Origin of the sequence: Herbaspirillum rhizosphaerae, assembly GCF_001189965.1 — a bacterium.
GTDB classification, from domain to species: Bacteria; Pseudomonadota; Gammaproteobacteria; order Burkholderiales; family Burkholderiaceae_D; genus Herbaspirillum; species Herbaspirillum rhizosphaerae.
On the sequence record NZ_LFLU01000015.1, the window covers coordinates 29,458 to 51,176 of the forward strand.

A 21,719-nucleotide genomic window follows, 5' to 3' on the forward strand; every position below is an offset into this window, starting at 1 on the left:
ACGTTTTTTGTTTCACGTGAAACAGTTTGGGCATGCATGGGCGGATCTTCGTCAAATCACACCCAATAAAAAAGGAAGCCTCAGCTTCCTTTTTCATCGCCCTCATATTCCCCCCGCGATTGTTTCACGTGAAACAATCGCGGGGTTATGCCATCCTCATTTCAGGAACGCATCGTAAGTCGTCTTCAAGATCAACGCGCTCACCACGAACAAGAAAAGTCTGCGCACAAATCCGCTACCGTGTTTGATGGCGAGTTTGGTGCCGACCAATGAACCGGCAATATTAAAGACCGCCATCAGCAATCCCAATTGCCAGAGTACGTGGCCGCTGTACGAGAACCAGACCAGCGCCGCCAGATTGGTCGCGATATTGACGACCTTGGATACTGCCGACGCGCGCAGGAAGTCATAGCCAAATACGCGCACGAACAAGAACACCAGGAAGCTGCCGGTGCCCGGGCCGAACAAGCCGTCATAGAAACCCACGCCGGCGCCGATCAATATGGCGAACAAGGTTTCCTTGCCGCCGGACAACAGGGGCGCGTGCGTCTGCCCGAAATCCTTCTTCTTCAAGGTATAGATAGCCACCGCCAGCAAGACGAAAGGCAAAGCCTTGCGCATCAGCTCGGTCGGGACATGCGTCACCAGATAGGCGCCGGAGAACGACAAGGCAAATGCCGCCAGCGCGGCAGGTGCGGCTGCCGCCCAATGGATGCGCACCTTGCGGGCGAAATTGATCGCTGCGGCACTGGTGCCCATCACGCCGGCGACCTTGTTGGTGCCGAGCAGCGTCGCCGGAGCCAGGTTGGGAAATACCGAAAACAGCGCCGGAACCAGCACCAGGCCGCCGCCGCCGACCACCGCATCCACCAGGCCGGCAATGAAGGCGGCGATGCAGAGAATCACATAATTGGAAAAGAGAACAGGCACGAAATCAAACATGGGCACCTGCCGGCACAAAGGTACAGCGCGGGGAAAACGACGACATCGGAGACTTTCGCAAACGGGAGAAGGGAAATTGAATGACCGCGAGGCAAACCGACCGCACTGTCAGAGCGACAAGTATTCTACTCCTGCGACGCAGGCTTCTCCACTCCCATGACGCATCGGGCGGCACATCGCCCGACGCCGCCGGGCTTACTTCCGAACTTACTTGCGTACGCGGTTCATCAACACGCTGCGTTGCTCCGCATGCGCATCGTCCGGCTCAAACAAGGACAGACTGGAGATGGCCCGGGTCATAGCGACATAGAAATGGCGGACCTCTTCGGCAATATCGCGCAGCCGCGGGAATTCATGCTGCTGCAGATAAGGCACCAGCACATGCGGCCACTGCCGCCCTTTCGCTGCCTGGATGGTCGTCAGCGTCAACTGCCGGCGCGACTGGATGGCGCTGCGGTTCTTACTCACCTTTTGCTGGCGACGGTGCAACTCGGCAAGGAAGTCGGCCGCATTCATCTCCGGGTGACGCGAGGCAAAGGCGATGAAGGTCTGGATCGACTTTGCCGCCGACGTTGCCCGGCTGCGATTGATGAAGGCCCGGCTGGTGGCGTCGACCAGGGACAGATGGCGATTGGCGAAATTCAGCAACTCCGCCGCACTGCTCTCCTGGTTCAGCTTTTGCAATTCTTGCACGACATCCGTGAAGCGCTGCTTCCAGCGCAGCACCATGTCGTCGTCGGCATCGCGCGGTTTGCAGAGTACGGCGTCGAAAAAATCCTTGAGCGCGTTCGGCTGCTCAGCAATCATCCGCTGCGCTTCCTCGAACCAGCTGCCTTCGGCGAAGTAACCGCGCTCCCAGTTTTCGGACGACTCCCCTACCGGCAGATACAGGGAAAATCCCATGACCATGCGCTTGATGCTTTCCTTGTCGCCTTGCAGCGTCGCGAACGAGTTGCTCGCCATGTGCAGCAGACCGCGCAGCATCAGGATTTCGGGACGGTGCAGGTAAGACTCGATATCGTCGCAGTAGTATGGGATGTTCTGATCCAGCAGCAGGTTTTCGATCTCGATGGTCTGGTCCGGCTCGCGCACGATGATCGCGATGTCGGAATAACGCGTATCGGCCCGCGCCTTCACCAGGGCTTGCACCTGCTGCGTCACTTTCGCGGCGCAATCTCCGGACAAAGTGGGGTCGTAAGTCAGGCGCTTGATCTCGGTGTACAGGTCTTCATGCGAGGCGCATTTGCGCGCCGTCAGTCGCTGCGCCAGCTTGGACAGCGAAGTCCCGAAACGGTAGGACTTCCCCAGCGGCAGGTACTGCGCATTCGGGAACGCCATTTCAAAACCGGCGGTGGAATAGACGATATCCGCGCCGCGCGCGGAATTGATAATTTGATAACGATCGCCGACGGCAACCAGTTTCTTTCCCCTTAGCAATAACTGCAGCAAGCGGAATTCAGCCGCGTTGATGTCGTGCCATTCGTCGATCAGATACAAGCCCTTGACCGGGAGGATCTCCAGCGCCGACGGATGACTGCTCAGCAACTCGACCAGATCCGGCACCAGATCGGCGGCGCTGCGCCATTTGTATTCACCGGGATAGGTTTGCCGCTGGCGCTCATAGGCGATGCCGATTTCGACCGCCTCGATCTGGGTGCCGAACTGCGTCGCCAGCTGATCCAGATCGTCATAATCCAGCTCTTCGTCATGGAAACGATGCGAGGCCAGACTGGCTTTAAAACGATACAACAGCGAGAACATTTCCTCGGCGTTGGCGCTGTTTTTTTCGAAGGAAAAATCGAAGCCGTTGTCGATCCGCCCTGCTCTTCCCTCATAGCGTGCCAGCACGCTGTTTGCCGCAGCGACCAGATGCGGACGCAGCTCTTCGTCCGACGCGTAGTAACGGGTTCTTTCCAGCGCCAGCGCTTCGCCCAGTTGCGCCAGACATTCGCGCGCATACGCTTCGACCGTGTTCAGCGGCACCGGCCGGGTGACGCCCTCCTCGTACAGCTTTTCGCGGAAGCGCTTGTTGGCGCCCTCCGAAAAACACAGGCATTGGATCTGATGCGCGCCCAGCCCCTTCGTCAGCGCCTGCTTCACCAGCATCGCCAGCGTGGTGGTTTTACCCGAGCCGGCAACCGCCTCGATCATGACGATCTGGGCCTGGCACTTCAAAATCTCGGTTTGCTCGTCGGTCTGGGGCACTGCCATTCAATTCTCCGGAATACATTTGCTGCATGATTGCGCGTGGCGACACTGTACAAGCAAACCGGCCGGCCTCCAATGAAAACTGCCGCCGGACAGTCTGAACTGTGCGGCGGCAGTGATTGCTGCGCTTACCCTGGCCGGCAAGCCGGCCGGAGCGGACTTGCTAGTGTGATGCAGTCGGCGAACGCTTGCCCATCAGGTTCAGGATTTCACCGACGATGCCGCGGCGGAAGGCCAGCACGCAGACGATGAAGATGAAGCCGGTAACGATGGTCACCGAATCGCCCAGGGTATTGAACCATTCGATATGCGTCACGCCGGCGAGCCAATTACCAATATCGCCCAGCTTGTTCTCCAGCATGATGATGATCACGGCGCCGACGATAGGACCGATGATGGTGCCCAGGCCGCCGACCAGAGTCATCAGCACGACCAGGCCGGACATGCTCCAGTGCACGTCGGTCAGCGTTTCGAAGCCCAGCACCAGCGCCTTGGTCGAGCCGGCCAGGCCGGTCAATGCTGCCGACAGCACGAAAGCCAGCAGCTTGTAGCGGTCAACGTCATAGCCCAGCGAGATGGCGCGCGGTTCGTTTTCCTTGATCGCCTTCAGCACCTGGCCGAACGGCGAGCTGATGGTGCGCACGATCAGCGCAAAGCCGGCAATCGCGATCGCCAGCACGACGTAGTACAAAGTCATGTCGCTCGACAGATCGATAAAGCCCAGCAGCTTGCCGCGCGGGATGCCTTGCAAGCCGTCTTCGCCGCCGGTGAACGGCGCCTGCAGCGCCACGAAAAACAGCATCTGCGCCAGCGCCAGCGTGATCATGGTGAAGTAGATGCCCTGGCGGCGAATTGCCAGCAGGCCCATCACCAGACCGATCAATGCGCCGGTGGCGGTGCCGAGGATCAAGCCGATTTCGGTCGGCACGCCCCAGGCCTTGATCGCCTGGCCGGCAACGTAACCGGCGCCGCCGAAGAAAGCGGCATGGCCGAAGGACAGCAAGCCGGTATAGCCGATCAGCAGATTGAAGGCGCAGGCAAACAAGGCAAAGCACAGCATCTTCATCAGGAACACCGGATACAGGCCGAACGGCGCCGCCAGTGCCAGGATCAGCAACACAGCGTAAAAGAGTTTCTTGCTCATTGGATTGTTCATCGCATTAGTCATGGCGTCGCCTTATTTCTCTTTACCGAACAGACCGGCAGGACGAATCATCAGGACGATGGCCATGATGATGAACACAACGGTTGCCGACAATTCAGGATAGAACACGCGGGTCAGACCTTCGACCACGCCCAGGCCCAGACCGGTGACGATGGAGCCGAGAATCGAGCCCATGCCGCCGATCACCACCACCGCGAACACCACGATGATCAGGTTGGAACCCATCAGCGGCGACACCTGGATCACCGGCGCCGCCAGCACGCCGGCAAACGCCGCCAATGCCACGCCGAAGCCGTAGGTCAGGGTCACCATCAGCGGCACGTTGATGCCGAAGGCTTCCACCAGTTTCGGATTCTCGGTACCGGCGCGCAGGTAAGCGCCCAGACGGGTCTTCTCGATCACGAACCAGGTCGAGAAACACACCACCACCGACGCCAGAACGACCCAGGCGCGATAATTCGGCAACACCATGAAGCCGAGGTTGGTTGCGCCTTGCAAGGCGTCAGGGACCGAATACGGTTGTCCCGACACGCCGTAAATCGAGCGGAAGATGCCTTCCACCATCAGCGTGATGCCGAAGGTCAGCAGCAGACCGTACAAATGGTCCAGCTTGTAGAGCCAGCGCAGCATGGTCTTTTCGATGATGATGCCGAACAGGCCCACGATCAACGGCGCCAGTATCAGCATCAGCCAGTAATTGATCCCGAAGTAGGTCAACCCTATCCATGCGGCGAACGCGCCGAGCATGTACAAGGTGCCGTGTGCAAAGTTGATCACGTTGAGCAGGCCGAAGATGACCGCCAGTCCCAGCGACAGCATCGCGTAGAACGAGCCGTTCACGAGGCCCAGCAGCAGCTGGCTCAACAAGGCTTGCAGGGGTATGCCGAATAATTCCATAGAAACTCATTCATTCTGATTGACCGGATGTCGGTTGGTGGTGACACCATGCGCTTCCGGCTTATCAAGTGCAACAAGAAAAATCTGTCATCCCCGCTTGAACAGAAATGACAGATCTCTTGATGCGTCTATTTACCAGCTAATTGACGACGACTTATTTCCAGGCCGAGCACTTGGATTCAGCCTTGGTGGTCCATGCCTGTTCGCCGGGAATGGTTTGCACCAGCTTGTAGTAGTCCCATGGGTACTTGGATTCGGCCGGTGTCTTGACCTGGTACAAATACATATCGTGGACCACGCGGCCGTCGGCGCGCAGGTAGCCGTTCTTCTGGAACACGTCGTTGAACTTCATCTTGCGCAGCTGCGCCATGACCTTGTCCGAATCATCCGTGCCGGCAGCCTTCACCGCTTGCAGGTATTGCAGCGCGGCGGAGTAGTCGGCGGCCTGCAGGCTCGAAGGCATCTTCTTTTGCTTTTCGAAGTAGCGCTTGGCGAACTTGCGGGTCTCGTCGTTGGCGTCCCAGTACCAGCTGTCGGTCAGGTACATGCCCTGGGTCAGCTTCGGCGTCAGCGAGTGCACGTCGTTGATGAACACCAGCAGGCCGGCCAGCTTGGCGGTCTTGGTGATGCCGAACTCGTTGGCTGCCTTCACCGAATTGATGAAGTCGCCGCCGGCGTTGGCCAGGCCGATGATCTGGGCCTTGGAAGTTTGCGCCTGCAACAGGAAGGACGAGAAGTCGGATGCGCCCAGCGGATGCTTGACCGAACCTACGACCGTACCGCCCGATGCCTTGACGACGTTGCTGGTGTCGCTTTCCAGCGAGTGACCGAACGCATAGTCGGCGGTCAGGAAGAACCAGCTCTTGCCGCCTTGCTTGACCACTGCGGAGCCTGTGCCCTTGGCCAGCGCCACGGTGTCGTAGGCATAGTGAACGGTGTAAGGCGAGCATTCTTCATTGGTCAGGCGGGCCGAGCCGGCGCCGTTTTCAATGAAGACCTTTTTCTTTTCGTTGGCGACTTTCGCCATCGCCAGCGCCGTGCCGGAATTGGTGCCGCCGATCAGGACGTCGACGCCCTGCTGGTCGAACCATTCGCGCGACTTGCTGGCCGCAACGTCAGCCTTGTTCTGGTGATCGGCAACGACCAGTTCGATCTTCTTGCCGTTGATCGCGCCGCCCATGTCGGCGATTGCGAACTTGATCGCTTCCGCGCCGCCCTGGCCGTCGATGTCCGAGTAGACGCCGGAAATATCGGTGATGAAACCGATCTTGATCACGTCGCCGGAGATCTGCGCCGAAGCCGGCGCCGATGCTGCCAAAGCGAACGCTGCTGCCGCAGTCGATACGGCGAGTGACATTGTCTTCAATTTCATTTCCATCTCCTTTGTTATAACGCTCGCTTGCTACCTGAAGTTGTTGCGTAAGTTTTTGTGTGACGCACGCCGTACCGCGGTACGGACGACGCGCCACCGACTGCGTGACTGCCCTGCGCACCGATGAAACGCATGGTGCATTCTTTTTATGACTTGCTGATTAGTGTGACTCTTATGTGACTCTTTAAGCCGACTATTCGGAATCCGTGTTGCGGCGAAACAGAAACTGCGCGGACTTAAACGCCCAGCAATTCGTTGAGCTTCTGCGTCTTCGATTGCAATTCTGCAGCGGCAAACGACTCCACGATCTGACCGTGTTCCATGACATAGAAACGGTCCGCCAGCGGCGCCGCAAAACGGAAATTCTGTTCCACCATCACGATGGTGTAGCCCTTGGACTTGAGCATCAGGATCATGCGCGCGAGCGCCTGCACGATGACCGGCGCCAGGCCTTCGGAAATTTCGTCGAGCAACAGCAGGCGCGCGCCGGTGCGCAGGATGCGCGCCACCGCCAGCATTTGCTGTTCGCCGCCGGACAAGCGTGTGCCCTGGCTGTTGCGGCGCTCTTTCAGATTGGGGAACATGTCGTAGATCTCTTCGATCGACATACCTTTGTCGGTCTTCGACACGAACGGCGGCAGCATCAGGTTTTCTTCCGCCGACAGCGACGAAAAGATGCCCCGCTCTTCCGGACAATAACCGACGCCCTGATGCGCGATCTTGTGGGTCGGCATGGCGATGGTTTCATTGCCGTTGATCTTGATCGAACCCTTGCGCGCACCGACCAGGCCCATGATGGAACGCAGGGTGGTGGTGCGGCCGGCGCCGTTGCGGCCCAGCAGCGTCACGACTTCGCCTTTGTTCACGGTCAGGTTGACGTTGTGCAGGATGTGCGATTCGCCGTACCAGGCTTGCAGGTCGGAGATCGCCAGCGCGGGTGTGCCGCTGCCGGTGTTATCCGCCGATGTCACGCCGCCTTGTTGCATGGTTGCCGTGTTCATCAGTGAGCTCCTTCCAGTGCGCCCGATGTCGTGCCCATGTAGGCTTCCATCACTTGCGGGTTCTTCGATACCTGGTCATACGTGCCTTCGGCCAGCACAGCGCCGCGTTGCAACACGCTGATGCGGTCGCAAATGCCGGAGATCACGTTCATATTATGTTCGACCATCAGGATGGTGCGGCCGGCCGAGACTTTCTTGATCAGCGCAGTCACGCGATCAACGTCTTCGTGGCCCATGCCCTGGGTCGGTTCGTCGAGCAGCATCAGTTCCGGTTCCATCGCCAGGGTCGTGGCGATCTCCAGCGCGCGCTTGCGGCCGTAAGGCAAATCGACGGTGATGGTGTCGGCGAAGCTGGTCAGGTCGACTTCTTCGAGCAAGGCCATGGCGCGATCGTTGAGCTGCTTCAGGCTGTCGCCGTTCTTCCAGAAATGGAAGGAAGTGCCCAAGGTGCGTTGCAAGCCGATACGCACGTTTTCCATCACGCTCAGGTGAGGAAACACGGCCGAAATCTGGAAAGAACGAATGATGCCCTGGCGCGCAATCTGCGCCGGCGCATCCATCGTGATGTCCTTGCCATTGAACAGGATCTGGCCCGAAGTCGGCACCAGGAATTTGGTCAGCAGATTGAAGCAAGTCGTCTTGCCGGCGCCATTCGGTCCGATCAGCGCATGGATATGCCCGCGCTGGACTTGCAAGTTGACTTTACTGACTGCTGTAAAACCCTTGAATTCCTTCGTCAGGTTTTTTGTCTCCAGAATGACATCTGTCATAGTGTCTCTTCTTGTCTCTTCTCATTCTTCCCGTGAATACCATGCGTCTTTATAACCGCATGGCCGCCTGGGTCTGTTAACAATGAATTTGCGCGATGCGTTGTTGCGAAAAAGCGTGTTGGCAAGGCGCGCGGCGCAGCAGGTGGTGGGCCCACCTGCAAGCCATGCAACGCAGTCAACGCGCTTTTTTGCAGCAACCCTTTGGGAACGGCTGCAGGCGTCGCCTGTCGTTGTTGCATCTCCTTGCCACAGCATCGCTATGTCGCGTCGCTACGCACAGGCAGTCAACGCCTGCCGCGCGTTCGCATTCGCAAATTCATTGTTAACAGACCCTCAGTAAGTTACGCGACGCTTCTGACGTCGGCAACTACTCTTTTTAGGGCCTGAACACCTGTCTTCAAGCCTTGTGCGAGAGTCTTATTTTTTTAATATCTGGCGCATAGTAGCCGAGTCGTACCATTACTACAATACGTATAAGTACCGTATTGGGCAAAGCCCGAAATATTTAATTTTTGCGCGCTTTTCTGATCAGTTCTGCTGTCTTTTCAGCAATCATGACCGTAGGAGAATTGGTATTACCGGATGTGATGGTAGGCATCACGGAAGCGTCTACCACGCGCAGTCCGGCCACGCCGCGCACGCGCAATTCGCTGTCGACCACTGCCAGCGCATCGTCGGCGCGACCCATCTTGCAGGTGCCGACCGGATGGAAGATGGTCGTGCCGATTTCGCCGGCGGCTTTGTATAACTCTTCCTCAGACTGGTATTCCACCCCGGGCTTGCATTCGTCGGGTTGATATTTTCGCAAGGCCGGCGCGGCGGCGATCTTGCGCGTGAGCTTGAGCGAATCCGCCGCGACCTTGCGGTCCTGTTCGGTGCTGAGGTAATTCAAGGTAATCTTCGGCGCCACTGCGCCGTCGCCGGAACCCAGGCGAATGTGTCCGCGCGAGGTCGGGCGCAGATTGCAGACGCTGGCGGTGAATGCCGGGAAAGGATGCAGCGGATCGCCGAATTTTTCCAGCGACAAGGGCTGCACGTGGTACTCGAGGTTGGCGCTCGTTTGCGATGCGTCGGACCTGGCGAACACGCCCAGCTGCGACGGCGCCATCGACATCGGCCCGCTCTGGAACAAGGCGTATTCCATACCGATCTTCATTTTGCCAAACCAGTTGTTGGCCATCATGTTGAGCGTCTTCACGCCCTTGACCTTGAACGCCGTGCGGATCTGCAAATGATCCTGCAGGTTCTCGCCCACGCCCGCCAGGTCTTTGACCACCGGAATCTGATGCTGCTGCAACAAGTCCGCCGGACCGATGCCCGACAATTGCAGGATGTGCGGCGAGCCGACCGCGCCGGCGGCCAGGATGGTTTCGGAAGTGGACTCCGCGTACCACTCCTTGCCGCCGCCGGTGAATTCGACGCCGACGCAAACCGGGCCGCTTATTCCACCGACCTCACGTTGCTCAATGCGCAGGCGCTTGACGTGCGAACCGGTCATGACGTCGAGATTGCCGGTCTTCATCGCCGGTTTCAAAAACGCCTTGGAAGCATTCCAGCGGATGCCGCGTTTCTGATTCACGTCGAAGTAAGAACTGCCTTCGTTGTCGCCGCGGTTGAAGTCATCGATCTTGGGAATGCCGACTTCCGCCGCCGCATCGCGGAAGGCATCGAGGATCTCCCACGACAGGCGCTGCTTCTCCACGCGCCACTCGCCGCCGGCGCCGTGAAACTGATCGCCGCCTTTGTAGTGATCCTCACTCTTCTTGAACAGCGGCAGCACCTGGTCCCAGCGCCAGCTGTCGTCGCCGCTCAGCTGCGCCCACTCGTTGTAGTCGCGCTCCTGGCCGCGCATGTAAATCATGCCGTTGATCGACGAGCAGCCGCCCAGCACTTTGCCGCGCGGATAAATCAGGCTGCGGCCGTTGAGGCCGGCATCCGCTTCGGTGCGATACAGCCAGTCGGTGCGCGGATTATTGATGCAATACAGATAACCGACGGGGATGTGAATCCACAGGTAATCGTCCTTGGCGCCCGCCTCGATCAGCAGCACCTTGACGCCGCGATCGTGGCTGAGCCGGTTGGCCAGTACGCAACCGGCCGTGCCGCCGCCGACGATGATGTAATCGTATTTACCTGCTGACTCCATGCTGCTGTCTCCGTTATTTTTTTATCTGACGCCAATCGATACGCCGTCGTCCCAGCGTTCGCTGGGACGACAAGGAGGGTGATAAGCAACTTTGATTACTTCGCCACCGGCATCGTAAATTCCGCGCCCTTGCCGATAGTAGCCGACCAGCGCTGCATGATGGACTTATATCGCGTATAGAACTTGATGCCCTCTTCGCCGTAAGCATGGGTATCGCCGAACAGCGAGCGCTTCCAGCCGCCAAAGGAATGCCAGGCCATCGGCACCGGGATCGGCACATTGATGCCGACCATGCCGACCTGGATGCGGCGCGAAAATTCATGCGCGGTGTTGCCGTCCGCAGTGAACAGCGACACGCCGTTGCCGTATTCGTGCGCATTGATCAGACGCACCGCTTCGGCGAAGTCCGGCACGCGCACCACGCACAGCACCGGTCCGAAAATTTCTTCCTTGTAGATCTTCATGTCCGGCGTGACGTTGTCAAACAAGGTGCCGCCGACGAAGAAGCCTTTTTGATGACCCGGCACGCTGATGCCGCGGCCATCCACCAGCAGCTTGGCGCCGGCCTGCACGCCGTCGTCGATATAGCCTTCGACCTTGGCCTTGTGCGCAGCAGTCACCAGCGGGCCCATCTCGGCATCGGCTTCCATGCCGTTTTTGATCTTCAATGCCTTCACGCGCGGGATCAGCGCTTCGATCAGCTTGTCGGCTACGCTGCCGACCGCCACCGCCACCGAGATCGCCATGCAACGTTCGCCGGCGGAACCGTAAGCGGCGCCGATCAGCGCATCGACCGCTTGTTCCAGATTCGCGTCCGGCATCACCACCAGATGATTCTTGGCGCCGCCCAATGCCTGCGCACGCAAGGGATAGGTACCGGCGCGCTTGGTCGCTTCGCTGTAGATGTATTCCGCAATCGGCGTCGAACCGACAAACGAGATCGCCTGCACTTCCGGATGCTGCAGCAGCGCGTCGACCGCCACCTTGTCGCCCTGGACCACGTTGAACACACCGTCCGGCAAGCCGGCGCGCTTGAACAGATCGGCCAGCATCAGCGACGGCGACGGATCGCGTTCGGACGGCTTCAGGATAAAGCTGTTGCCGGTGGCAATCGCCAGCGGCGCCATCCACAGCGGCACCATCACCGGAAAATTGAACGGCGTGATGCCGGCCGTCACACCCAGCGGCTGGCGCAGATTCCAATTGTCGATGCCGCCGCCGATGTTGTCGGTGAATTGCGTCTTCAGCAGTTGCGGCACGCCGCAGGCGAATTCGACAATTTCCAGACCGCGCGTGACTTCGCCCTTGGCATCGGAAAACACCTTGCCGTGTTCACGTGTGATCGCCGCTGCGAGGTCGTCATGATGCTGCTCGATCAATTCCTTGAACTTGAACAGCACGCGCGCACGCTTGAGCGGCGCTGTTTCAGCCCAGGCCGGCGCTGCAGCGCTGGCGGCGGCCACTGCCGCATTGACTTCAGCTGTCGACGCCAGCACTACCTTGGCCGACACCTCGCCGGTGGCCGGATTGAACACGTCTTGCTGACGGCCGCTTTCGGACGGAACGACACGGCCGTTGATGTAATGCTGAATGGTCGATGGTGCGACAGTCATAAGTATCCCTTTGGTGATCAATGAATAGAGTTGGCCTGGAGATGGCTGAAATCGGCTTATTTGTTTGGTTTTGGAAGAATATAGCCTCGAATGAAATGAATCCAATCAGTTATTATCAACAGCAATATAAAAATTACTGATAATTCTCATATCCTTAAAATCAGTCACGAATGATAGTTGACTACTTTTAATCGAACTTGATCATGGATTTCACACAATTACGCGCTTTTGTCGCCGTGGCCCATGAAGGCAACCTGACCCGCGCCGCAGAAACCCTCCACGTCACCCAGCCTGCGGTCAGCCTGCAAATCAAGTTGCTGCAGGAAAGGCTGAACCTGACCCTGTTCACCCGCACCAGCGCCGGCATGAAACTGACCAATGAAGGCAGCAAGCTGTTGCCGGTCGCGGAACGGGTTCTGCACACCCTGCAGGAATTCCATCAACATGCCAACGCCTTGCACAGCAGCGCCGGCAATCTGATCGGCACGCTGGCCGTCGGCACCATCCTCGATCCCGAATTCATCCGTCTCGGCGCCTTCCTCAAACTGCTGGTGGAACGTCATCCCCAACTATCCACACGTCTTCAACACCATATGTCGGGTTCGGTGCTGCAGCAAGTCAAAGCCGGCGAGCTGGATGTCGGCTTTTTCCTCGGTTCGCCGGGCAAAGGCTTCCACAGCCTGACTTTGACCCATTTCACTTATAACGTCATCGCCCCGGCCGGTTGGAAAAGCCGGATTGCCGGCAAAGGCTGGAAGGAGCTGGCGCAGCTCCCCTGGATCTGGACCCCGCCGGAGTCCGCACATCACCGTCTGCTGAACCGGGTTTTTGCCCAATACAAGCTCACGCCTAATGCGGTCGCGCTGGTCGATCAGGAATCTTCCATGCTGGATCTGGTGAAATCCGGCGTCGGCCTGTCGCTGGCGCGTGAGTCGATTGCGCTTAACCAATCGCATGCACACGGCCTGGTGATTGCCGATGCAGTCGATTTGTCGACCGAGCTGTCTTTCATTTCCCTTGATAAACGTAAAAACGAACCGGCCATCGGCGCCGTATTCGCTTTGTTGCAGGATGTCTGGTCCTGATTAATGTTGTTTCAAAGGAATTTTTTACGTTTTCCCGGGAATAAGCTGGGTTTGGTTTTTAAATTAATAGGTTATATATATAAATAGTAGTAGTAGTTAACAGGGACCCCTTTCTGTGGATAACCCGGTAAACCAAAATCAAATCATGGGTTTACGAAATTCATAACCGCTTGGTAAGTCTTGTATGGCAAAAGAACAGATGGTGGATAGAAAATGGAGATGTGAAGAACTTTTGACCTATCCCCATTTCGCACAGAAGATATGCAGAGACTTATCCACAGATGACCTTAAAAACACGCTCGAATGCGGTTTTTCAAGTCGTTTTGTCTGATACGAGAGCTGGTTGGTGATGAAACAGATGAATTTTCATTTCCAGACGGCCATTTCCTCGTGAACGAGCTGCAAGACGTCGCCACAGCAAAAACAAACCAATTGATGCCCATGGACGAGCAAGACCAAAAAAATGCCTACAAGGTGCTCATCCAGCCCTCAGGACTGGAATTTATCGCGAAGCCGGCGTTGTCTTTGCTGACTTCCGCACAACAGGCATTCATCCGCATGCCAAGTTCTTGCCGTAACGGAACATGCCGCACCTGTCTTTGTTTTTTAAAAAGCGGGCAAATCAGTTATCAGATCGATTGGCCGGGGCTGACCAGGGAAGAAAAAGCCGAAGGTTACCTGTTGCCGTGTGTCGCGGTCGCCGAATCGGACCTGGTGCTGGAAGTGCCGGATGCCATTTCCTTGAAATGAAATGATCCGCCGGGCAGTTCCGGATCGATTTTTCTTTTTTTTTAGTTGGATCGATGGGGAAGAAAGAGAAAAAAGGTTTTCCGGTTTTTATATAGATGTTTATATATATAAATAGTAGTAGTAGTTAACAGGGACCCTTTTCTGTGGATAACCCGGTAAACCGAAATCGAATCAGGCGTTTACGAAAATGATAAACGCTTGGCAACACGTGTATGAACAAAGAACAGTTGTTGGATAGATTTTGGCGCTGTGAAAAAGTCTTGCACTATCCCCAAACCGCGCAAGACTTATTCACAAGCTTATCCACAGATGATTTTGCCGAACCGGTTTTAAAAAATCTATCGGCAGCGATATCCGGAAATCACCTGGCGGCCTGCACCGGCTTGCCTTTGTAGGTTTTACCCGGCGGCGGCGCAGTCGGTTTTTTCTGGGCTTCCTGCAGCAGATTGGCGCAATCGGTTTGCTGTTCTCCACTGATGTTGATCAGCGGCAGGATGGCTGCAACCGGGGCCACCACACCCAGCAAAATGGCGCCGCCCGCCTTCAGCGCCAGCGTGCCTTTGTCGACGCCGATATCCGGATCCTTGAACGGACCGGTGACATACAGCGGCGAGCGCAGCGAAATAATCCGCAGGCCCTTGCTGCGCGGATTGATGGTCAGGTCGAGTTGCTCCTGGGACAGATTGACGTTGCCGCTGATGTTGACGATCGCGTCTTCGGTATCCAGCGTAAAGGTGCGCGCCTGCATCAGGCCGTTGGTCACGGCGAAGTCGCCGGCCATGCAATTGAGCTTGACCTGCTTGTCGCCGAACAGCTTCGACACCACCACATTGCCGATATTCAGGCCCATCTCTTCCAGCAGCAACTTGCTGATGGCGCCGTGATTGATCAAGGTCTTCAATTCGCCGTTGGACGAACCGAGCATGGCCGCGACCGAATTGCCGGTGGCGGTCAGCGCGGCGTCGCCGTTGATTTCACCGAAGCTGGTCTGCGCCGCGTCGAGATTCGGGAACAACTGCTGAATCTTGATGCGTCGCGCCGACAGTTTCAGTTCCGACTTCATCTTCGGTGCGCTGCCGTCGAGCTTGATGTTGGAGCTCAGGTTGCCGCCGGCGATGCCGAAGTTGAGCGGCGTCAGCTGCAGCACCTTGTTGTTCATGTGCAGGTCGGCGCGGATGTCGGTGATCGGCAGGTTCTTTTCCTTCACCACCTTGTGCGCGGTGAGTTTGACGTCGGCATCCAGCGCATCCCAGGCATCGGTCTTGAATTCCTTGACCGGCAACACCTTGTTCGACGGCTGGCGTTCTTCCGCGCCGCGTTCCGCCTTTTTGGCGTTGGAGTCGGCGCCGATCAGCGGCGCCAGATCGTCGAACTGCAGCAGGTTGGAAACGATCTCGCCCTTGAGCAGCGGCCGCGGTTGCTTCGATTGATATTCCAGCGTGCCGCCGATATCGCTGGAGCCGACCTTGCCGTTGAATTTGTCGTAGATCCAGTCGCTTTGCTGAGTGCCGAGCTTGCCGATCAGATGGCCGGACGTGGAAAACGGCGGCGTTTCCGGCAGCAGCACGCCGGTCAGCGCAAACAGATGCGCCATGCTGTCGCCCGACAGATTCAGCTGCAGGTCGAGCGCGGCAAGTTCTTGCGGTTTGGTCAGCGTGCCTTTGACGGCGATGCGGGTTTTGCCGACGCGCACATCGGCTTCCAGCGGATAAGGTTTGCTTTCATCCTGCAGCGACAACACGCCGCCGGCTTTGCCTTCGCCGCCGATGTCGGCCTTGTTGAAGCTGCCCTTGAGCTTCCAGCCTATGCCGTAGATTCTTTCCTTGGCCGGATCGAGCGTGTCGATATCGGCCCTGGCATTGATCTTCTGGATGGCGTCGTCAAGCTGCACGCTGCCTTTGCGGATCACGATTTTTTCGGGACGGAATTCCCAGGTCGAGGGACCGTCCGATGTGAAGGTCCAGTTATTGACAGCGTCTTTATTGCGCAGCAGGGCGATTTGCGGGGTGTCGGCTTCGAGTGACGGCAGGACGATCTTGTGTTGCAGCAGCGGCCAGGGATTGAGCGTCACGTCCAGCTGCCTGATCGCCACCATGTTGGAATCGGCCGGCGCCCAACTCGGGTTGCCGAGCACGATGTCGGCCGCGCTTACATGCGGCCACGGAATCCACCGGGCCCAGCTGGTTTGCGGCGATTCCGGTTTTTGCCACTTCACGATCAGGTCGCCCCGGATGGCGAAGTGGCGGCCTGTTGCATCGCTGACGCGCTGGTTGATCCAGGGACGCGCCCGGTTCCAGTCGAAGTTGACGATCAGGACGATCAGCAAAATGATGAGCGTCAGAAAACCCGCGAAACTTAGTCCTATTATTTTTGATGTTCGTGGCATAAATCATCCTAAAGAGTGTGATCAGCGCCAGCCGCATCAAGGGAAATCAGGATCTCGTCAGCGCTTCATATTGATACGACCGAATTCGTCATGAGTTGTTGCACTTAAATGTGCACGCAACCATTTGTGCGCCGGGCTGCGCGCATCGCGTTCATGCCACAGCATGTCCACATGTTCTTCCGGCGTCTTGAACGGCAGTTCTTTCACCACCAGGACTTCCGTCATGCCGGTCGCGGCGATCAGATGGCGCGGCAGCACGGTGATGAGTTCCGAACTGGCGACGATGCGTCCGGCCGTGAAGAACTGGTTCACTGTCAGCAAAATCTTGCGTTCGCGTCCCATGCCGGCGAGCACATCGTCGATTACCGCGTGGGGTTTGCCCGACAGACTGACCAGCAAGTGATCCGCCGAGCAATAGTTGTCGAGGTTCAGTTCCTTGTCCGCCAGCGGATGGTTCTTGTGCATCACGCACACGTATTGGCCGGTGTACAGACGCTCGTGGCTGATCTGGGTTTTCAGGCCGTCGGCCAGCTGCGCCGTCACGCCCGGGAAGAAACCCACCGCCAGGTCGACATCGCCGCGCAACAGCATCGCGCGCGGATCGCGGGTGGTCAGCGGCATCATGCGGATCTTGATGCGCGGGGCGTCGCGCATGATGGTGCGCACCAGCGAAGGCAGCCACAGCGCGGCAGTCGCATCGACCATCGCCATGCGGAAGGTGTTCTGCGCGCGCGTCACGTCGAAGGTTTCCGGCGTGATCACCGCTTCCAGCTCCGACAAGGCGCGGCGTACGGTCGGCCATAGCTCTTCGGCGCGCGGCGTCGGCTTCACGCCGTGGGCGGTGCGGATCACCAGTTCGTCGTTGAGCGTGTCGCGCAGGCGGCGCAGGGCGTTGGACACCGCCGGCTGCGTCATCGCCAGCAAATTGGCCGCGCGCGTCAGGTTTTGTTCTGTCATCACCGCGTCGAAAACGCGCAACAGATTCAGGTCTAGGGTCAAAAAGCTCATATCAGCCGCACCTTAATGTGGACGTAAATAAGGACGTAAAGGACATGGACGAAATAAACAATGGAAAAAGGAAAGACTGGCACATCAAAATAATAATATTCACAAAACCGATAACTGATATCCAAAACCGAAATTGGCAATGCGAGTCATGGATCATTACACTGCAATGCAACATAACACATTTCGCAAGGAGTCCATCATGACTACATTGACCGCTAATTACTCTGCAAAGAACACTGGCACTGCTGCCGGCAAGATCGGTACTGCACTGCGCAACATCTTCGTTCGTTTCGTCCAGGCTCACGAATCGCAAGCCGCTCTGCTGACCGCTGACCAGCACATCGTCGACGGCGCCGCGCAAATGAACCGCCTGGCCAACAAGTTTGAATCGACTCAGCCTAACCTGGCTGCAGAACTGCGTTTCATCGCTTCCCGCGGTTAATCGACACTCAGTAATTTGCTCTACTACAGTGCGGTGATGTAGTTCGGAACGCGCCGGCATCAATCTGGCTATAACGACGCTTTCCACCGCTTCTGTAGCGCACCACCCCATTCAGTCTTGTGTTTTGATGCTCGTACCGACGTCTTGAGGCGGTACCGACTGCGCGACACAAGAAACTGTCCGGTGTCTCCTCCTCCCTCTTTAGGAAGGATTTCCCCGCAAGCTTCGGCTTTGCGGGGATTTTTTTGTCCGCATTTTTTAGAATTTCTTCGAAATGCGTGACTACACGTCTCGAGAATAATGCAGGACGCGGCTATTCACAATCTCTATATCTGATATCGAAACATGAAATTGGCAATGTGAGCCGGGGATGCATATACTGCAATGCAACAAGAGAAGAAATTCATTCGATATCAGGGAAATCAATATCATGTCAGTCCTAGCCATCGCCTTTCCAGTTGAAGCCGCCGTTCCGGTCGCGCAGTCGCTGATCGGTGCAAGCGTCGCCTTCATGCGCCCCTTGCTGGGTCTGGGCGTGCTGGTCACCCTGCTGATGGTTTTCAAGCCGCTGGTCATGGGCATCGTGCGCGCCGCCATCGTCCTGGTCGTGCCGCGCAAGTCGCTGGAACAACGTGTGCGTCAGCACCGTTTCAACGGCGTCAAGATGCTCAACCGCATGGCCAACGATTACAGCCGTTCACAACCGAGTTTTGCCGCAGAACTGCGCAACCTGGCCGCCAGCGACAGATAAGAAGCTGAGCGCCGGAAGAAAGAACAACCGAAAGATCAAGCACTACGTACCGCGTCTCCTCCTCCCTCTTTAGGAAGGATTAAGCCCCACGAGCCCTAATTCGTGGGGCTTTTTTTTATTTGCTGACGATTTTTACCGCAATTGAACGAAATTGCCGTCATTCCGGCTTTCTCGGCGCCGGCCTGCGTGATACCGTAAGGGCTTGCCCGCATCTTATTTATCGCTGCCGGCATTCTTGATCAACACTCACACCAGCCTCACCGCCTCGCCGACATCATGTGCCAGTTACTCGGGATGAATTGCAACACGCCCACCGACATCGTTTTCAGCTTCACCGGCTTTGCAAATCGCGGCGGATTAACGGATCACCACAGCGACGGCTGGGGCATCGCCTTCTTTGAAGGTTCCGGCGTACGTCACTTCGTCGACTACCAGTCCGCCGTGACTTCGCCGGTGGCCGAGCTGATCAAGAGCTGCCCGATCAAATCCCAGCACGTCATCGCCCACATCCGCAAAGCCACGCAAGGCCGCGTTTCGCTGGCCAATTGCCACCCGTTCGTGCGCGAGCTGTGGGGACGCTACTGGGTGTTCGCCCATAACGGCGACCTCAAGAATTTCACCCCGACCTTGAACGGCCCTTACCGTCCGGTCGGCACAACCGACAGCGAACTGGCCTTCTGTTACCTGTTGCAGCAGCTGCGCAACCGTTTCGGCGAAAACCTGCCGCCGCTGGCCGACCTGACGCAGGAGTTGCGCGAACTTACCCACTATATCGCCGGACATGGTCCATTTAACATGCTGTTGTCGGACGGTTCGGCGCTGTTCTCGCATTGCTCCACCAATTTGTACTACATCATCCGCCAGCATCCCTTCGCCTCGGCGCATTTGTCCGACCAGGACATTTCCGTGGATTTCTCCGAAGTCACCACCTCCAAGGACCGCGTTGCCGTCATTGTCACCCAGCCGCTGACCACCAACGAAACCTGGACCCAATTCCAGCAGGGCGAACTGAAAGTCTTCGTCGACGGCGCCGTTGTCGAATGATTAATTATTAGGCAGGCCGGGCTGCAAAGCCTGTCCCGCCTGCCGTCCGCCGTCCGGGATCGCCCTCTGCAGCCGCCACTCTGTCAAGCCTCATTCTTCGATATTTCCGCTTAAGCTTTTGCCGGCTGTCGATATACATTTTTACTCTGTCAAAAGCCGCCTCTGCCTGTGGATAACTTTTCCCCATCAGAGTAAAATAGCCCGATGCGCAGTGTTGACATCCGGCTTTCCCCAAGTCAGCTCGGCACGCTTTTGCGCCTCATTGCACCCTCATATTTAGATAAGAAGATTCATGGAAAATTTTTGGCAGGCTTGCTCCGCAAAGCTGGAGCAGGAACTGACGCCGCAGCAATATAGCGCCTGGATCAAGCCTCTGGCTCCGCTTGATTACGAAGATGGCCGCCTGCGTATTGCCGCGCCCAACCGCTTCAAGCTCGACTGGGTCAAGACCCAGTTCGCCAGCCGCATCACCACCATTGCTTCCGAGTACTGGGAAATGCAGATCGACGTCGAATTCGTCCTCGATCCGCGCGTCGGCGCCGCGCGCCGCGCGGCAGCCGCGGCAGCGCCGATGCCATCGGGCAACGGCGGCCACCACAGCAACGGCGGCAACAGCCACGGCACCATGCTCGACGGCTATCCGACCGGTATCCAGGAATCCCTGGTCGAGCCGGTGCCGCCGCCGGTCACCCCGCGCCAGGAGTTGTCGCGCATCAACTCGGTGCTGACCTTCGACAACCTCGTCACCGGCAAAGCCAACCAGCTCGCGCGCGCCGCTGCGACCCAGGTGGCCAACAACCCGGGCGTGTCTTATAACCCGCTGTTCCTGTACGGCGGCGTCGGCCTGGGCAAGACCCACGTCATCCACGCCATCGGCAACCAGGTGCTGGCCGACAACCCCAACGCCAAGATCCGCTACATCCACGCCGAGCAATACGTGCGCGACGTGGTCACGGCCTACCAACGCAAGGGTTTCGACGATTTCAAGCGTTACTACCACTCGCTCGACCTGCTGCTGATCGACGATATCCAATTCTTCGGCGGCAAGAGCCGCACCCAGGAAGAGTTCTTCTACGCCTTTGAAGCCCTGATCGCCGCCAAAAAGCAGATCATCATCACCAGCGATACCTATCCGAAGGAAATCAGCGGCATGGATGACCGCCTGATTTCGCGCTTCGATTCCGGCCTGACCGTCGCCATCGAACCGCCCGAGCTGGAAATGCGCGTCGCCATCCTGATGAAAAAAGCCACGCTGGAAGGCGTCCAGCTGTCCGACGACGTCGCCTTCTTCGTCGCCAAGCATCTGCGCTCCAACGTCCGCGAGCTCGAAGGCGCCCTGCGCAAGATCCTGGCCTACTCGCGCTTCCACGGCAAGGACATCACCATCGATGTCGTCAAAGATGCGTTAAAAGACCTCTTATCCGTTCAAAATCGCCAGATCTCCGTCGAAAACATCCAAAAAACCGTCGCCGACTTCTTCAACATCAAAGTCGCCGACATGTATTCCAAGAAGCGCCCGGCCAATATCGCCCGTCCGCGCCAGATCGCCATGTACCTGGCCAAGGAACTGACGCAAAAAAGCCTGCCGGAAATCGGCGACCTGTTCGGCGGCCGCGACCACACCACCGTGCTGCACGCGGTCCGCAAGATCGCCGCCGACCGCACCAAAAACCCGGAATGCAACCACGAGCTGCACGTGCTCGAGCAGACCCTGAAAGGTTAGGGGCTGCTAACGATTAATTTGCGAGATGCGTTGCTGCCAGAAAGAGTGCTGGCAAGGCGCGTGGCGTAGCAGGTGGCGGGCCCACCTGCAAGCCATGCAACGCCGCCAGCGCGCTTTCTGGCAGCAACCCTTCGGGAACGGCTGCAGGCGTCGCCTTCCGTTGTTGCGGCCCCTTGCCGTAGCACCGCTACGACGCGTCGCTGCGCCTAGGCAGTCAACGCCTGCCGCGCGTTCGCACTCGCAAATTAATTGTTAGCAGGCCCTATCCCGATAGCCCCAATTTGCTCCTTGAACAGGGGTTGATTTGATACAATGAGAGAGTTGGTCCGGTTTGTCCCGGCGACTCTTTTGTTGCCAAAAAAGCATGACGCGGCCGGTAGGCTGTTATCCGGTCGTCATCGCCATGTCATTGGGCG

General features: G+C 57.6%; 17 protein-coding genes. 6 read left to right on the forward strand and 11 right to left on the reverse strand.

Going from position 1 to position 21,719, the window contains the following annotated elements:
• Positions 1 to 156: 156 nt before the first annotated feature.
• The 9 genes from AKL25_RS18150 to AKL25_RS18190 all read right to left on the reverse strand — a co-directional run bounded on the left by AKL25_RS18150 (position 157) and on the right by AKL25_RS18190 (position 12,114).
• Positions 157 to 942, reverse strand: coding sequence for a sulfite exporter TauE/SafE family protein (locus tag AKL25_RS18150; RefSeq protein WP_205627274.1), 786 nt, complete (start codon positions 940 to 942; stop codon positions 157 to 159).
• 207 nt (positions 943 to 1,149) lie between these two features.
• Positions 1,150 to 3,153 carry a 3'-5' exonuclease gene (locus tag AKL25_RS18155; RefSeq protein WP_050479120.1) on the reverse strand — a complete coding sequence of 668 codons (2,004 nt, stop codon included), beginning with the start codon at positions 3,151 to 3,153 and terminating at the stop codon, positions 1,150 to 1,152.
• 160 nt (positions 3,154 to 3,313) lie between these two features.
• Complete coding sequence (locus AKL25_RS18160) at positions 3,314 to 4,294, reverse strand: branched-chain amino acid ABC transporter permease (RefSeq protein WP_050479121.1); 981 nt, start codon at positions 4,292 to 4,294, stop codon at positions 3,314 to 3,316.
• Positions 4,295 to 4,327: 33 nt separating this feature from the next.
• Complete coding sequence (locus AKL25_RS18165; protein ID WP_050479122.1) at positions 4,328 to 5,212, reverse strand: branched-chain amino acid ABC transporter permease; 885 nt, start codon at positions 5,210 to 5,212, stop codon at positions 4,328 to 4,330.
• 154 nt (positions 5,213 to 5,366) lie between these two features.
• Complete coding sequence (locus tag AKL25_RS18170) at positions 5,367 to 6,584, reverse strand: ABC transporter substrate-binding protein (RefSeq protein ID WP_050479123.1); 1,218 nt, start codon at positions 6,582 to 6,584, stop codon at positions 5,367 to 5,369.
• Between the two features lie 236 nt (positions 6,585 to 6,820).
• Complete coding sequence (locus AKL25_RS18175) at positions 6,821 to 7,585, reverse strand: ABC transporter ATP-binding protein (RefSeq protein WP_420840722.1); 765 nt, start codon at positions 7,583 to 7,585, stop codon at positions 6,821 to 6,823.
• Positions 7,585 to 8,355 (reverse strand): ABC transporter ATP-binding protein, encoded by a 771-nt coding sequence (locus AKL25_RS18180; protein WP_050479124.1) that lies wholly within the window; start codon positions 8,353 to 8,355, stop codon positions 7,585 to 7,587. The genes AKL25_RS18175 and AKL25_RS18180 overlap by 1 nt, the downstream gene beginning before the upstream one ends.
• 505 nt (positions 8,356 to 8,860) lie before the next feature.
• A complete protein-coding gene (locus AKL25_RS18185) occupies positions 8,861 to 10,501 on the reverse strand; it encodes a GMC family oxidoreductase (protein ID WP_050479125.1) in 1,641 nt (546 codons plus the stop codon).
• 95 nt (positions 10,502 to 10,596) lie between these two features.
• Positions 10,597 to 12,114: a CoA-acylating methylmalonate-semialdehyde dehydrogenase gene (locus AKL25_RS18190; protein WP_050479126.1), complete on the reverse strand. Its 1,518-nt coding sequence runs from the start codon at positions 12,112 to 12,114 to the stop codon at positions 10,597 to 10,599.
• Between the two features lie 203 nt (positions 12,115 to 12,317).
• Here AKL25_RS18190 and AKL25_RS18195 point away from each other — a divergent pair, with 203 nt between their 5' ends.
• Both AKL25_RS18195 and AKL25_RS18200 read left to right on the forward strand, forming a co-directional pair.
• Positions 12,318 to 13,199, forward strand: a complete 882-nt coding sequence (locus tag AKL25_RS18195; protein ID WP_050479200.1) for a LysR family transcriptional regulator — start codon at positions 12,318 to 12,320, stop codon at positions 13,197 to 13,199.
• Positions 13,200 to 13,640: 441 nt separating this feature from the next.
• Entirely contained in the window at positions 13,641 to 13,949 is a 309-nt protein-coding gene (locus tag AKL25_RS18200; RefSeq protein ID WP_050479201.1) for a 2Fe-2S iron-sulfur cluster-binding protein, read from the forward strand.
• Between the two features lie 361 nt (positions 13,950 to 14,310).
• On the opposite strand, the gene AKL25_RS18205 is transcribed toward AKL25_RS18200, so the two are convergent.
• Both AKL25_RS18205 and AKL25_RS18210 read right to left on the reverse strand, forming a co-directional pair.
• Positions 14,311 to 16,335: an AsmA family protein gene (locus AKL25_RS18205; RefSeq protein WP_050479127.1), complete on the reverse strand. Its 2,025-nt coding sequence runs from the start codon at positions 16,333 to 16,335 to the stop codon at positions 14,311 to 14,313.
• 57 nt (positions 16,336 to 16,392) lie between these two features.
• Positions 16,393 to 17,343, reverse strand: a complete 951-nt coding sequence (locus tag AKL25_RS18210) for a LysR family transcriptional regulator (RefSeq protein WP_050479128.1) — start codon at positions 17,341 to 17,343, stop codon at positions 16,393 to 16,395.
• Positions 17,344 to 17,542: 199 nt separating this feature from the next.
• Between AKL25_RS18210 and AKL25_RS18215 the strand changes: the two genes are divergently transcribed.
• From AKL25_RS18215 to dnaA, 4 genes are all read left to right on the forward strand, one after another.
• Complete coding sequence (locus tag AKL25_RS18215; protein WP_198361751.1) at positions 17,543 to 17,785, forward strand: hypothetical protein; 243 nt, start codon at positions 17,543 to 17,545, stop codon at positions 17,783 to 17,785.
• Between the two features lie 430 nt (positions 17,786 to 18,215).
• Positions 18,216 to 18,536, forward strand: a complete 321-nt coding sequence (locus tag AKL25_RS18220; protein ID WP_050479203.1) for a hypothetical protein — start codon at positions 18,216 to 18,218, stop codon at positions 18,534 to 18,536.
• A gap of 276 nt (positions 18,537 to 18,812) precedes the next feature.
• A complete protein-coding gene (locus tag AKL25_RS18225; protein WP_050479129.1) occupies positions 18,813 to 19,580 on the forward strand; it encodes a class II glutamine amidotransferase in 768 nt (255 codons plus the stop codon).
• A gap of 292 nt (positions 19,581 to 19,872) precedes the next feature.
• On the forward strand, positions 19,873 to 21,303 hold the full coding sequence (dnaA, locus tag AKL25_RS18230) for a chromosomal replication initiator protein DnaA (RefSeq protein ID WP_050479130.1): 1,431 nt from the start codon (positions 19,873 to 19,875) through the stop codon (positions 21,301 to 21,303).
• Positions 21,304 to 21,719 lie beyond the last annotated feature (416 nt).